Source organism: Ectopseudomonas composti (assembly GCF_900115475.1).
Taxonomy (GTDB): Bacteria; Pseudomonadota; Gammaproteobacteria; order Pseudomonadales; family Pseudomonadaceae; genus Aquipseudomonas; species Aquipseudomonas composti.
Genome location: NZ_FOWP01000006.1, coordinates 44876 through 58071, shown reverse-complemented (window position 1 = coordinate 58071; position 13196 = coordinate 44876). Strand labels below are relative to the sequence as shown.

Sequence of the window (13196 nt, the reverse complement as noted above, 5' to 3'; positions counted from 1 at the left end):
ACAGCACTGAAACAGGCGCTGCAGCGACAGTATCAAAGGCAAAACGAACGTCCGTCGGGACACCGAATTTATTGGTTGCACCTAGTTGCACCAAGCACCAAAGCAGGTTTAATCTCGCGCAGCTTTTTCTGCTGCCCGCCATTCATGGCGGCACCGCTTCGGGCCGTCGCAAGCGACGTCAAAAACTGCTTCTGGCAGTTTTTACCCTGCATAACCTGACAAGTAGGACTCTCCATGGCTACCACCACGCTTGGCGTAAAACTCGACGATGCCACCCGCGAACGCCTGAAAAAGGCCGCCGCGCAGATCGACCGCACGCCGCACTGGATGATCAAGCAGGCGATCTTCAATTATCTGGAGCAAGTCGAGAGTGGCCTGACGCCCGCCGAGCATGCCGGCCTGGCCGCAGCCGCCGGTGAAGAAGCCCTGGAATCGCTGACCGAGCAAGGTCTGCAGGTATTCCTCGACTTCGCCGAGAGCATCCTGCCGCAGTCGGTGCTGCGCGCCGCCATCACCAGCGCCTACCGCCGCCCGGAAACCGAAGTGGTGCCGATGCTGCTGGAGCAGGCGCGCCTGAACCCGGAGCAGGCCGAGGCTTCGCAGAAGCTGGCCCTGGGTATTGCCGAGAAGCTGCGTAACCAGAAGAACGCCAGCGGCCGTCAGGGCCTGGTGCAGGGCCTGCTGCAGGAGTTCTCGCTGTCCTCGCAGGAAGGCGTGGCGCTGATGTGCCTGGCCGAAGCCCTGCTGCGCATCCCCGACAAGGCCACCCGCGACGCGCTGATCCGCGACAAGATTGCCAACGGCAACTGGAGCCAGCACCTCGGCCAGAGCCCGTCGATGTTCGTCAACGCCGCCAGCTGGGGCCTGCTGATTACCGGCAAGCTGGTGTCGACCCACACCGAAGCCGGCATGACCTCGGCGCTCAACCGCCTGATCGGCAAGAGCGGCGAGCCGGTGATCCGCAAGGGCGTGGACATGGCCATGCGCCTGATGGGCGAGCAGTTCGTCACCGGTGAAACCATCGCCGAAGCCCTGGCCAACGCCGCCACCCTGGAAGCCAAGGGCTTCCGCTATTCCTACGACATGCTCGGTGAAGCCGCGCTGACCGAAGAAGACGCCAAGCGCTACCTGGCCTCCTACGAGCAGGCCATCCACGCCATCGGCAAGGCCTCGCACGGTCGCGGCATCTACGAAGGCCCAGGCATCTCGATCAAGCTCTCCGCCCTGCACCCGCGCTACAGCCGTGCCCAGTACGAGCGCGTGATGGACGAGCTGTACCCGACCCTGCTGAGCCTGACCCAACTGGCCAAGCAGTACGACATCGGCCTCAACATCGACGCCGAGGAAGCCGACCGCCTGGAGCTGTCGCTGGACCTGCTCGAGCGCCTGTGCTTCGACCCGTCCCTGGCTGGCTGGAACGGCATCGGCTTCGTCATCCAGGCCTACCAGAAGCGCTGCCCGTACGTGATCGACTACGTCATCGACCTGGCCAAGCGCAGCCGTCATCGCCTGATGATCCGCCTGGTGAAAGGCGCCTACTGGGACAGCGAGATCAAGCTGGCCCAGGTCAACGGCCTGGAAGGCTACCCGGTGTACACCCGCAAGCCGTACACCGATGTGTCCTACATCGCCTGTGCGCGCAAACTGCTGGCCGCGCCGGAAGCCATCTACCCGCAGTTCGCCACCCACAACGCCCATTCGCTGTCGGCCATCTACCACCTGGCCGGGCAGAACTACTACCCGGGCCAGTACGAGTTCCAGTGCCTGCACGGCATGGGCGAGCCGCTGTACGAGCAAGTGGTGGGCAAGATCGCCGACGGCAAGCTGAACCGCCCGTGCCGCATCTACGCACCGGTGGGCAGCCACGAAACCTTGCTGGCCTATCTGGTGCGCCGCCTGCTGGAAAACGGCGCCAACACCAGCTTCGTCAACCGCATCGCCGACCACAGCATCTCGCTCAAGGACCTGGTACTCGACCCGGTGCAGCAGGTCGAGCAGATGGCCGCGCAGGAAGGCAGCATCGGTCTGCCGCATCCGCGCATCCCCATGCCGCGTGACCTGTACGGCAAGGACAGGGTCAACTCCGCCGGCCTCGACCTGGCCAACGAACACCGCCTCGGCTCACTGTCCTCGGCGCTGCTGTCGACCGCCAACCACAGCTACCTGGCCGAGCCGATGCTCGGTTGCGATGGCGCCAATCCGGGCGAGCCGGAGCCGGTGCGCAACCCGGCCGACCACCGTGATCTGGTCGGCCACGTGCGCGAAGCCAGCGTCAAGGACGTCGACAGCGCCATCCTCTGCGCCCTGGCCAGCGGGCAGATCTGGCAGTCCACGCTGCCGGCCGAGCGTGCCGCCGTGCTGGAGCGCGCTGCCGACCTGATGGAAGCCGAGCTGCAGCAATTGATGGGCCTGCTGGTGCGCGAGTCCGGCAAGACCTTCGCCAACGCCATCGCCGAAGTGCGTGAGGCGGTGGACTTCCTCCGTTATTACGCGATCCAGGCGCGCAGCTTCAGCAATGACAGCCACCGCCCGCTGGGCCCGGTGGTGTGCATCAGCCCGTGGAACTTTCCCCTGGCGATCTTCACCGGCCAGGTCTGCGCTGCGCTGGCCGCCGGCAACACCGTGCTGGCCAAACCGGCCGAGCAGACGCCGCTGATCGCTGCGCAAGCCGTACGCCTGCTGCGCCAAGCCGGCGTACCGGCTGGCGCCGTGCAACTGTTGCCGGGCCGTGGTGAAACCGTCGGTGCGCGCCTGGTCGGTGACGAGCGCGTGCGTGGCGTGATGTTCACCGGTTCCACCGAAGTGGCCGGCATCCTCCAGCGCAACATCGCCGGTCGTCTCGATGCACAGGGCCGCACCATTCCGCTGATCGCCGAAACCGGCGGCCTCAACGCCATGATCGTCGACTCCTCGGCACTGACCGAGCAGGTGGTGATGGACGTGGTCGCCTCTGCCTTCGACAGCGCCGGCCAGCGCTGCTCGGCCCTGCGCGTACTGTGCGTGCAGGACGACGTGGCCGACCGTGTGCTGACCATGCTCAAGGGCGCCATGGCCGAATACAGCCTGGGCAACCCGGAACGCCTCAATACCGACATCGGCCCGGTGATCGACGCCGAGGCCAAGACCGGCATCGACAGCCATATCGCCAAGCTGCGCGAAAAAGGCCGCAAGGTCACCCAGCTGGCGCGCGTCAACGCTGACGAGATCAAGCGCGGCACCTTCGTCGTGCCGACGTTGATCGAGCTGGACAGCTTCGACGAGATGAAGCGCGAGATCTTCGGCCCGGTGCTGCACGTGGTGCGCTACCAGCGCGCAGATCTGGGCAAGCTGCTGCAGCAGATCAACGACAGCGGCTACGGCCTGACGCTCGGCGTGCACACGCGCATCGACGAAACCATCGCCCAGGTGGTCGGCACAGCCAAGGTCGGCAACCTGTACGTCAACCGCAACATCGTCGGTGCCGTGGTCGGCGTGCAGCCATTCGGTGGCGAGGGTCTGTCCGGCACCGGCCCGAAAGCCGGTGGTCCGCTGTACCTGTATCGTCTGCTGGCGACCCGCCCGCAGGAGGCCGTCGCCCATTACCTGCAACAGGCCGAGGTGCAGGCGCTGCCTGCACCGACCGAGTTGGACAAGGTCCGCGCCGCCTTCGCCGAATGGGCTGGCAAGCAGGAGCCGACCATCGCCGCATTGTTCGAGCAGTACCGCGGCCTGTCGCAGAGCTTCAGCGTCCACACGCTGGCCGGCCCGACCGGCGAGCGCAACAGCTACACCCTGCTGCCGCGCGAGCACGTGCTGAACCTGGCCGACGAGCGCGGTGATCTGCTGGCGCAGCTGGCTGCGACCCTGGCCGTCGGCAGCCGGGCGATCTGGCTGGAAAGCCAGCGCGCGCTGTACAGCGAACTGCCGAAGGAGGTGCAGAAGCACATCCAACTGGTGGCCGACTGGAACAACGTCGATGTGGAGCTGGACGCCATCCTGCACCACGGCGACTCCGACCAGCTGCGCGCGGTGAGCGAGCAGGCAGCGCAGCGCAAGGGCGCCATCGTCGGCGTACACGGCCTGAACAAGGGCGAGACCGACATCGCACTGGAACGCCTGCTGGTGGAACACGCCCTGAGCGTCAACACCGCAGCGGCCGGCGGTAATGCCAGCCTGATGACCATCGGCTAATCACCGTTGTCATCTCGTGGAAAGCTGGCTGAAAGCTTTCCACGGCATGCTGTACCCACACGGCGCAACTGCCTGCAGGGGCTACCCGCCCGGCGCCGTGCTCTCTCCTCCTGACCTTCGGGTCTGCGCCAACCTACCCGGCTGGCGCGTCGAGCGGGGCTAACCGCCCCGCCCATTCTCTCCCCCCGCAATCATTCCATCTCAACTTGCCATCATTGCGTAACGAAAAGTTCGGACTATCGTGTCAGGACCGGCGCTTAGCTGCGCCGCTCAGAGCTGCAGTCCTGACGCTCATCAGGTGCTCGACAACGCCTGCAACATGGATGTGCGTTGACGAATCCTGACTATTGATTCAAATCAGGATGCTGTGCTCGCCAAACGCGCTCAATACCTATGTCCCCTTGTGACACGGAGGTAATTGAGATGTCTGATTCGACGCAAAAACTCCGCCTCGGCGCGCTGATCGCGCTGGTCGTCGGCTCCATGGTCGGCGGCGGTATCTTCTCGCTACCGCAAAACATTGCTGCCAGCGCCAGCGCTGGCGCTACCCTGATCGGTTGGCTGATCACCGGTGTGGGCATGCTGACCCTGGCCTTCGTGTTCCAGACCCTGGCCAACCGCAAGCCCGAACTCGACGGCGGGGTGTACGCCTACGCCAAGGCCGGCTTCGGCGATTACATGGGTTTCTCCTCGGCCTGGGGTTACTGGATCAGCGCCTGGATCGGCAACGTCAGCTACATGGTGTTGCTGTTCTCCACCCTCGGTTACTTCTTTCCGCTATTCGGCGAAGGCAATACCCTGCCTGCGGTGATCGGCGCCTCGGTACTGCTCTGGCTGCTGCACTTCCTGGTGCTGCGCGGGATCAAGGAAGCGGCGTTCATCAACACCGTCACCACCATCGCCAAGATGCTGCCGCTGGCGCTGTTCATCGTGATCGCCGCCATCGCCTTCAAGATGGACGTGTTCACCGCTGACTTCTGGGGTCGCGGCAACACCGAACTGGGCAGCGTGATGGATCAGGTGCGCAACATGATGCTGGTCACCGTCTGGGTGTTCATCGGCATCGAAGGAGCAAGCATCTTCTCCGCTCGCGCCGAGAAGCGCAGCGATGTCGGCAAGGCCACAGTGATCGGTTTCGTCGGCGTGCTTCTGCTGCTGGTACTGGTCAACATCCTGTCTCAGGGCATCCTGGCCCAGGCCGAACTGGCCGGGCTGAAGAACCCGTCCATGGCCGGCGTACTGGAGCAGGTGGTCGGCCCCTGGGGCGCGCAACTGATCTCCATCGGTCTGATCGTCTCGCTGGCAGGCGCCTTGTTGTCATGGACGCTGCTCTGCGCCGAGATTCTCTTCGCCAGCGCCCGTGACCACACCATGCCGGAGTTCCTGCGCAAGGAAAACGCCAACCACGTTCCGGCCAACGCGCTGTGGCTGTCCAATGGGCTGATCCAGCTGTTTCTGATCATCACCCTTTTCAGCGCCTCCACCTACCTCAGCCTGCTGTACCTGGCCACCTCGATGATCCTGGTGCCGTACTTCTGGTCCAGCGCCTATGCAGTATTGCTGGCCGCACGCGGCGAGACCTACGCCAACGCCGCCGGCGAACGCAACAAGGACCTGCTGATCGCCGCCATCTCCACCCTCTACGCGGTGTGGCTGGTGTATGCCGCTGGCGTGCAGTACCTGCTGCTCTCGGCGCTGCTCTACGCCCCTGGCGCGATCCTCTTCGCCAAGGCCAAACACGAACTGGGACAACCTGTTTTCACCGGTCTGGAAAAACTGATCTTCGCCGCCGTGCTGATCGGTGCCGCCATCGCCGCCTACGGGCTGTATGACGGTTTCCTGAGCCTCTAAGACCGCCTGCCATGCACGGCCCGCAACGGGTCGCTGGCAAGCCTGAAACTCGCTCTACGAGAAGGAGTTCGACATGTCCAAGAAAGCCCTCGGTGTTCATTCCGAAGCCGGCAAACTGCACAAGGTGATGGTCTGCTCGCCAGGCCTCGCCCACCTGCGCCTGACCCCTGCCAACTGCGACGAACTGCTGTTCGACGACGTGATCTGGGTGTCACAGGCCAAGCGCGATCACTTCGATTTCATGACCAAGATGCGCGAGCGCGGCATCGAGGTGGTGGAGATGCACAACCTGCTCGAGGAAACGGTGCGCAACCCGGAGGCACTGAAGTGGATCCTCGACCGCAAGATCACCCCGAACAGCGTTGGCATGGGCCTGCTCGGTGAAGTGCGTGACTTCGTCGAGGGGCTGGAGGCGCGACGCATCGCCGAGTTCCTCATCGGCGGCGTGTCCGGCGCCGACCTGGCCCGGCACAAGGATTCAGAAGCAGCGAAGATGTTCAACGCCTACCTGGGCGAAGCCAGTTTCATCTTCCCGCCGCTGCCCAACACCCAGTTCACCCGCGACACCACCTGCTGGATCTACGGCGGCGTCACCCTCAATCCTATGTACTGGCCGGCGCGTCGTCAGGAAACCCTGCTCGCCAGCGCCATCTACAAATTCCACCCGGACTTCGCCAGTGAGCAGTTCGAGGTCTGGTACGGCGACCCGGACAAGGACCATGGTGCCGCCACGCTTGAAGGCGGTGACGTGATGCCCATCGGCAACGGTACCGTGCTGATCGGCATGGGCGAACGCAGCTCGCACCAGGCCATCGGCCAGGTGGCGCGCGCGCTGTTCGCCAAGGGCGCGGCCGAGCGGATAGTGGTCGCCGGCCTGGGCCGCTCACGCGCGGCCATGCACCTGGATACCGTGTTCAGCTTCTGTGATCGCGACCTGGTGACCATCTTCCCGGAAGTGGCCAACTCCATCGTGCCCTTCACCCTGCGCCCGGACGAGAGCCGCCCTGGTGGTATCGACGTGCGCCGCGAGGAAAAGTCCTTCCTCGACGTTGTCGCCGACTCTCTCAACCTGAAAAAACTACGTGTCGTGGAAACCGGTGGCGATGCCTACGAGGCCGAGCGTGAGCAGTGGGACGACGGCAACAACGTGGTCTGCCTGGAGCCGGGCGTGGTGGTCGGCTACGACCGCAACACCTACACCAACACCCTGCTGCGCAAGGCCGGCGTCGAGGTCATCACCATCAGCGCCAGCGAACTGGGGCGCGGCCGTGGCGGCGGTCATTGCATGACCTGCCCGATCATTCGCGACCCCATCGACTACTGATCCAGCCAGCCACGGCGGCCATCCGCCGCCGCGGCGTTTCGACTGCCCAAAAGGAGAAAGAACCATGGCGTTCAACATGCACAACCGCAATCTGCTCAGCCTGATGCACCACAGCACCCGCGAGCTGCGCTACCTGCTCGACCTGTCGCGCGATCTCAAGCGCGCCAAGTACACCGGCACCGAGCAACAACACCTGACCCGCAAGAACATCGCGCTGATCTTCGAGAAGACCTCTACCCGCACCCGCTGCGCCTTCGAAGTGGCGGCCTACGATCAGGGCGCCAACGTCACCTACATCGACCCCAACTCGTCGCAGATCGGCCACAAGGAAAGCATGAAGGACACCGCCCGCGTGCTCGGGCGCATGTACGACGCCATCGAATACCGCGGCTTCAAGCAGGAGGTCGTCGAGGAACTGGCCAGCTATGCCGGCGTGCCGGTGTTCAACGGCCTGACCGACGAATACCACCCGACGCAGATGCTCGCCGACGTGCTGACCATGCGCGAACACAGTGACAAGCCACTGCACGACATCGCCTACGCCTATCTCGGCGACGCGCGCAACAACATGGGTAACTCGTTACTGTTGATCGGCGCCAAGCTTGGCATGGACGTGCGCATCGCCGCGCCCAAGGCGCTGTGGCCCAGCGACGAACACGTCGCCGCCTGCAAGCAGTTCGCAGAGGAAAGCGGTGCACGCATCCTGCTTACCGAAGACCCGAAGGAAGCGGTCAAAGGTGTGGATTTCGTCCACACCGACGTCTGGGTGTCGATGGGCGAGCCGGTCGAGGCCTGGGGCGAGCGTATCCAGGAGCTGCTGCCCTACCAGGTCAATGCCGACATCATGAAGGCCGCCGGCAACCCACGGGTGAAGTTCATGCATTGCCTGCCGGCCTTCCACAACAGCGAGACCAAGGTCGGCAAGCAGATCGCCGAACAATATCCGCACCTGAAGAACGGCATCGAGGTGACCGAAGAAGTCTTCGAATCACCCTGGAACATCGCCTTCGAACAGGCGGAAAACCGCATGCACACCATCAAGGCGATTCTGGTGGCGACCCTGGCGGATATCTGACGCGTTCTCCCCTCTCCCGCTTGCGGGAGAGGGGGCCGGTAGTGCATCACACCCGACTATGAACAAGGAGAACACCATGCGACTCGTCATCGCCCTGGGCGGCAACGCCCTGCTTCGTCGCGGCGAAGCCATGACTGCGGAAAATCAACGAGAGAACGTGCGCGTCGCCTGCGAGCAGATCGCCAAGGTGGCAGATGGCAACGAGCTGGTCATCGCCCACGGCAACGGCCCGCAGGTCGGCCTGCTGGCCTTGCAAGGCAATGCCTATGACGCAGCCAACCCTTATCCACTGGACGTGCTCGGCGCCGAAACCGAAGGCATGATCGGCTACATGATCGAACAGGAGCTGGGCAACCTGCTGCCCTTCGAGGTGCCCTTCGCCACCCTGCTCACCCAGGTGGAAGTGGACAGCGCCGACCCGGCCTTCAAGAAACCCACCAAACCCATTGGCCCGGTTTACAGCAAAGAAGATGCTGAGCGTCTGGCCGCCGAGAAAGGCTGGAGTATCGCCCCGGACGGCGACAAATTCCGCCGCGTAGTGGCCAGCCCGAGACCACAACGCATCTTCGAAATCCGCCCGATCAAATGGCTATTGGAGAAAGGCAGCGTGGTGATCTGCGCTGGCGGCGGCGGTATTCCCACCATGTACGACGGTAATCAGCTGCGCGGCGTCGAGGCGGTGATCGACAAGGATCTGTGCTCGGCGCTGCTGGCCGAACAGCTCAATGCGAACCTGCTGGTGATCGCCACCGATGTCGATGCAGCCTATGTCGACTGGGGCAAACCCACGCAGAAATCCATCGCTACCGCCCATCCCGATGCAATCGAGGCACTCGGTTTCGCCGCCGGTTCTATGGGCCCGAAGGTGCAAGCCGCCTGCGAGTTCGCGCGTAACACCGGCAGCAGTGCAGTGATCGGCTCGCTGGAAAATATCGAAGCCATCGTCCAGGGTCGTTCGGGCACGCGTATTAGTCTGGACTGCAACGGCATCGTCTATCGCTGAGAGGGCTCGATCATGTTCACGCCCGGCCACATGCACCGCGACAACAATGACCGCCCCGAGCACCTGCGCCAGGTGCCGCCGTTCTCGGTCGATTTCTACTACGAGGTACGCCAGGACCCACAGCAAGGGCCGATGTTGCATATGCGTCTGGTTGGCGACGTCGACGGCAGGCACTTCGATGAAGAGTTCGAACTGCACCGCGACGTCGCCTTCAACTTCGCCAGCGTCGCCACCCGCGTGGCCGCGCGCCACGGCCTGCCGCTCAATGCCAGCCCGGTGATGCGCGGGCACGACGAGTACGACAAGGTCTTCGCCGATATCCGCACCAAGCTGCATGCCAAACCCGGTGATCCGGTCAACCTCGACCACGTGCTCTGACCCCAAAGACGCGGCGCCGTAGGGTGCGCCGCGCGCACCGATGCCATGACTCGATCAGAGTAGCGCCGCTGCGCAGGGCCTGGGCGCGCGTGCTTATCAGGCCTGCATCGTCCAGCCATGCACGCCCATCGCCGCTTGGCGTCCGGCTTCCGAACGGGTCGGGTGCGGGTGGCAGGTCAGCGCGATGTCCTCGGCCGAGGCGGAGAACTCCATGGCCACGCAGTACTCGCCGATCAACTCGCCCACGCTCGGGCCGATCATATGCACACCGAGAATCTGGTCGGTGTTGGCGTCAGCGAGGATCTTCACGAAACCTTCGGTCTCGTGGTTGATCTTCGCCCGGCTGTTGGCGCTGAAGGGGAACTTGCCGACCTTGTAGGCGCGCCCCTCTGCCTTTAGCTCCTCCTCGCCCTTGCCGACACTGGCCACTTCCGGGCGGGTGTAGATCACCCCGGGGATTACCCCGTAGTTGACCTCCGCCGCATGCCCGGCGATGCGTTCGATGCAGGCCACGGCCTCGTCTTCGGCCTTGTGCGCGAGCATCGGCCCGGAGGTGACGTCGCCGATCACCCACACGCCCGGCACGCCGCTCTGGTGCCGTTCGTTGGCGAGCATGCCGCGTTTGTCGGGGGTCAGCCCGACCGTCTCCAGGCCGAGCCTCTGGGTGTAAGGGCGCCGGCCGATGGCCACCAGCACGTAGTCGGCCTCCAGCACTTCAGCCGCGCCGCCAGCCGCCGGCTCCAGCGTCAGGGTCACGCCGGACTTGCCGGTCTTCGCGCCAGTGACCTTGGTACCCAGCTTGAAGCTCATGCCCTGTTTGCTCAGGGTGCGCTGCAGGGTCTTGGCCGTCTCGCCATCCAGGCCAGGACAGATGCGGTCGAGGTATTCCACCACGGTTACCTCACTACCCAGGCGGCGCCATACCGAACCGAGCTCCAGGCCGATCACCCCGGCGCCGATCACCACCAGGTGCTTGGGCACCTCGGGCAGCGACAGCGCGCCGGTGGAGTCGAGGATGCGCGCATTGTCGATACTCACTCCGGGTAGCGGCGTCGGTTCGGAGCCAGTGGCGATGACGATGTTCTTCGTCTCGAGCAGTCGCTCGCCGCCCTCGCTCAGCTTGACCTGTACTCGCCCAGGGCCATCGATGCGCCCCCAGCCTTTGACCCATTCCACCTTGTTCTTGCGAAACAGGAACTCCACGCCCTTGGTCAGCGCTTCGACGCTGTCAGCCTTCTGCTTCATCATCTGCGCCAGGTTGAGCGTCGGCTTGACCTCCACACCCAGCGCGCTCAGCTCACCACCGGCAGCGGCTTCGTAGAGTTCAGACGCATGTAGCAGCGCCTTGGACGGCATGCAACCGACGTTCAAACAGGTGCCACCGAGCGTTTCACGCCCCTCAACACAGGCCACCTTCAGGCCCAACTGGCCGGCACGGATGGCCGCGTTGTAGCCACCTGGCCCGGCGCCGATGATGACCACGTCATAACTGCTCATAGCTTTGTCCTCGAATCAGGGAAGTTTGCCGAGCACCACAGCCGTGACGACCGAGCGGGTGCGCAGAAGGTGGAAGAGCAGAAACGCCAGCACGGCGAACAGCGCGTTCAAGGCAACCATAGGCCAGGCCGAGCCATCCTGCAGGGCACCCAGCAGCAGACCAGCCAGAGTAGCGCCCGCCATTTGCGAGAAACCCATCAGGCCCGCCGCCAACCCGGCACGCTGCGGATTGGGAATCACCGCACCGGCCACGGCGGCCGGCAGCAACATGCCACCGCCCAGCGTCACCAGTACCTGCGGCAGCGATAGTCCCAGAAGCGACAGGCCAAACAGCAGGTAGACCGCCAGGGTCAGCAACGACCCGAGCAGCACCAGCGCCACGCCGATACCCACGACCTTCTGTGGCCCCAGGCGCTGCACATTGCGCAGGGTGAACAACGCGCCACCGAGCAGGCCGGAAACGATCAAGGCGAAGGTCAGCCCGTATTGCGCGGCGCTCAGCCCCAGCAAGCCGATATACACCGACGACGAGCCAGCCACCACGACGAACATCGAGCCGTAGGTACAGGCGATGGTCAGCGCCAGAGCACGGCAACTGGGCCACACCTGCCGGTAGCTAGCCCACAGGCCGTTGAGCCGGCCAGCCTGGGGATCGCGTTGCAGATGCGTCTCGCGATAACCGCTGAGCACTGACAGCAAGGCCAGGCTGCCGAGCACCAGGGTCGCCAACAGCGGTGCACGCCAGCCACCGTACTGGGTCAGCAGGCCGCCAACCACCGGCGACAGCACGATGGCCGCGAACATCCCCAACACCGTCAGCGCCAGGGCCGGCCCCGCCTGTTCCTGCCAGACGTCACGGACGATGGCTCGTGCCAGCACCAGCGCCGCACAGGCGCCCAGCCCCTGCAGCACACGCATGCCAATCAGCGCCTCGATATTCGGTGCCAGCAGCATGCCCAGGGTCGCCAACAGGTAAAGGCTCAAACCGGTGAGCAACACCGGGCGCCGCCCGAGCCGATCCGACAGTGGGCCCAGCAGCAATTGGCCCAAGCCGAAGGCACCGACGAACAGCGACAGTGCCAGCAGACTGCTGCCCGGCTTGGCCTGCAGCCCACGCTCCAGTTCACCCAGGGCAGGAATCAGTAACTGCGTGGACGTCTCTCCCAGCGCGGTGAGCAACATCAGAATGATCAGCAGGACGCGGGAAGGCTGCATGACAAGGCTCCGATCGACAGTGACTGGCGGCTATTTATATTTCAACCATAATATGAAACATTAAATGTCGTCCATCATATTAATTCGGAGCCCGTATGACCGCCTTATCCCGAGATGCCCGTCTCGCCGCCTGGATCGCCGAAGAACAGGCGGTGCGCAACCAGCTTGCCGCCCCCGGCACCCTCAGCCTGGCGGAAGTGGCCGCCATGAAGCCGATGGATTTCTTCGACGGCATCGGCCGTGGTGACCTACCCTCGCCGCCGATCAATGCGGTGCTCGATTTCACCCCAGTACAGTGGAGCAGTGGCCTGTTCGTCTTCCAGGGCGCGCCCGACCAGCGCCACTACAACCCACTGGGCAGCGTGCACGGCGGTTACATCGCCACCCTGCTCGACTCCTGCATGGGCTGCGCCGTGCACACCCTGCTCAAGCCCGGCCAGGGCTATACCACCGCCGATCTGCGGGTGAGCTACATCCGCGCCCTGCGCAGCGAAGCCGGCCCGGTGCGCGCCGAGGGCCGCATCATCCATGTCGGCCGTTCCACCGCGTTGGCCGAAGGCCGTCTGTACGATGTCGACGAACGCCTCTACGCCGTCGCCTCCACCACCTGCCTGATTCTCGACATGAACGCGCCGCGCCAGGACAGCGCCGCAGGTGTAAGATGACAGCCAACATCTGATAGA

At 64.3% G+C, this 13196-nt stretch carries 9 protein-coding genes; 7 read left to right on the top strand and 2 right to left on the bottom strand.

All coding sequences use genetic code 11. The annotated features are described in order from the left end of the window. The first annotated feature begins 234 nt into the window (after positions 1 to 234). From putA to BM059_RS12745, 6 genes are all read left to right on the top strand, one after another. Positions 235 to 4170 (top strand): trifunctional transcriptional regulator/proline dehydrogenase/L-glutamate gamma-semialdehyde dehydrogenase, encoded by a 3936-nt coding sequence (gene putA, locus BM059_RS12770; RefSeq protein ID WP_074939080.1) that lies wholly within the window; start codon positions 235 to 237, stop codon positions 4168 to 4170. Between the two features lie 423 nt (positions 4171 to 4593). Further along, positions 4594 to 6021 (top strand): arginine-ornithine antiporter, encoded by a 1428-nt coding sequence (gene arcD, locus BM059_RS12765; RefSeq protein ID WP_074939078.1) that lies wholly within the window; start codon positions 4594 to 4596, stop codon positions 6019 to 6021. A 73-nt stretch (positions 6022 to 6094) separates the two neighbouring features. After that, positions 6095 to 7345 (top strand): arginine deiminase, encoded by a 1251-nt coding sequence (arcA, locus tag BM059_RS12760; RefSeq protein WP_074939076.1) that lies wholly within the window; start codon positions 6095 to 6097, stop codon positions 7343 to 7345. 64 nt (positions 7346 to 7409) lie between these two features. Next, complete coding sequence (locus tag BM059_RS12755) at positions 7410 to 8420, top strand: ornithine carbamoyltransferase (RefSeq protein WP_074939075.1); 1011 nt, start codon at positions 7410 to 7412, stop codon at positions 8418 to 8420. A 76-nt stretch (positions 8421 to 8496) separates the two neighbouring features. Next, entirely contained in the window at positions 8497 to 9423 is a 927-nt protein-coding gene (gene arcC, locus BM059_RS12750; RefSeq protein ID WP_074939073.1) for a carbamate kinase, read from the top strand. A gap of 12 nt (positions 9424 to 9435) precedes the next feature. Then, positions 9436 to 9801 carry a DUF5064 family protein gene (locus BM059_RS12745; protein ID WP_036999157.1) on the top strand — a complete coding sequence of 122 codons (366 nt, stop codon included), beginning with the start codon at positions 9436 to 9438 and terminating at the stop codon, positions 9799 to 9801. 96 nt (positions 9802 to 9897) lie between these two features. Here BM059_RS12745 and lpdA read toward each other — a convergent pair whose 3' ends face one another. Beyond that, entirely contained in the window at positions 9898 to 11298 is a 1401-nt protein-coding gene (gene lpdA, locus BM059_RS12740; RefSeq protein WP_074939071.1) for a dihydrolipoyl dehydrogenase, read from the bottom strand. Between the two features lie 15 nt (positions 11299 to 11313). Next, a complete protein-coding gene (locus tag BM059_RS12735) occupies positions 11314 to 12513 on the bottom strand; it encodes a Bcr/CflA family efflux MFS transporter (RefSeq protein ID WP_074939069.1) in 1200 nt (399 codons plus the stop codon). Between the two features lie 95 nt (positions 12514 to 12608). On the opposite strand from BM059_RS12735, the gene BM059_RS12730 reads away from it, so the two are divergent. Then, on the top strand, positions 12609 to 13178 hold the full coding sequence (locus BM059_RS12730) for a PaaI family thioesterase (protein ID WP_074939067.1): 570 nt from the start codon (positions 12609 to 12611) through the stop codon (positions 13176 to 13178). Positions 13179 to 13196 lie beyond the last annotated feature (18 nt).

Coding starts and splice junctions, on each gene's coding strand:
- putA (WP_074939080.1), top strand. CDS start 235: ATGGCTACCACCACGCTTGGCGTAAAACTCGACGATGCCACCCGCGAA.
- arcD (WP_074939078.1), top strand. CDS start 4,594: ATGTCTGATTCGACGCAAAAACTCCGCCTCGGCGCGCTGATCGCGCTG.
- arcA (WP_074939076.1), top strand. CDS start 6,095: ATGTCCAAGAAAGCCCTCGGTGTTCATTCCGAAGCCGGCAAACTGCAC.
- BM059_RS12755 (WP_074939075.1), top strand. CDS start 7,410: ATGGCGTTCAACATGCACAACCGCAATCTGCTCAGCCTGATGCACCAC.
- arcC (WP_074939073.1), top strand. CDS start 8,497: ATGCGACTCGTCATCGCCCTGGGCGGCAACGCCCTGCTTCGTCGCGGC.
- BM059_RS12745 (WP_036999157.1), top strand. CDS start 9,436: ATGTTCACGCCCGGCCACATGCACCGCGACAACAATGACCGCCCCGAG.
- lpdA (WP_074939071.1), bottom strand. CDS start 11,298: ATGAGCAGTTATGACGTGGTCATCATCGGCGCCGGGCCAGGTGGCTAC.
- BM059_RS12735 (WP_074939069.1), bottom strand. CDS start 12,513: ATGCAGCCTTCCCGCGTCCTGCTGATCATTCTGATGTTGCTCACCGCG.
- BM059_RS12730 (WP_074939067.1), top strand. CDS start 12,609: ATGACCGCCTTATCCCGAGATGCCCGTCTCGCCGCCTGGATCGCCGAA.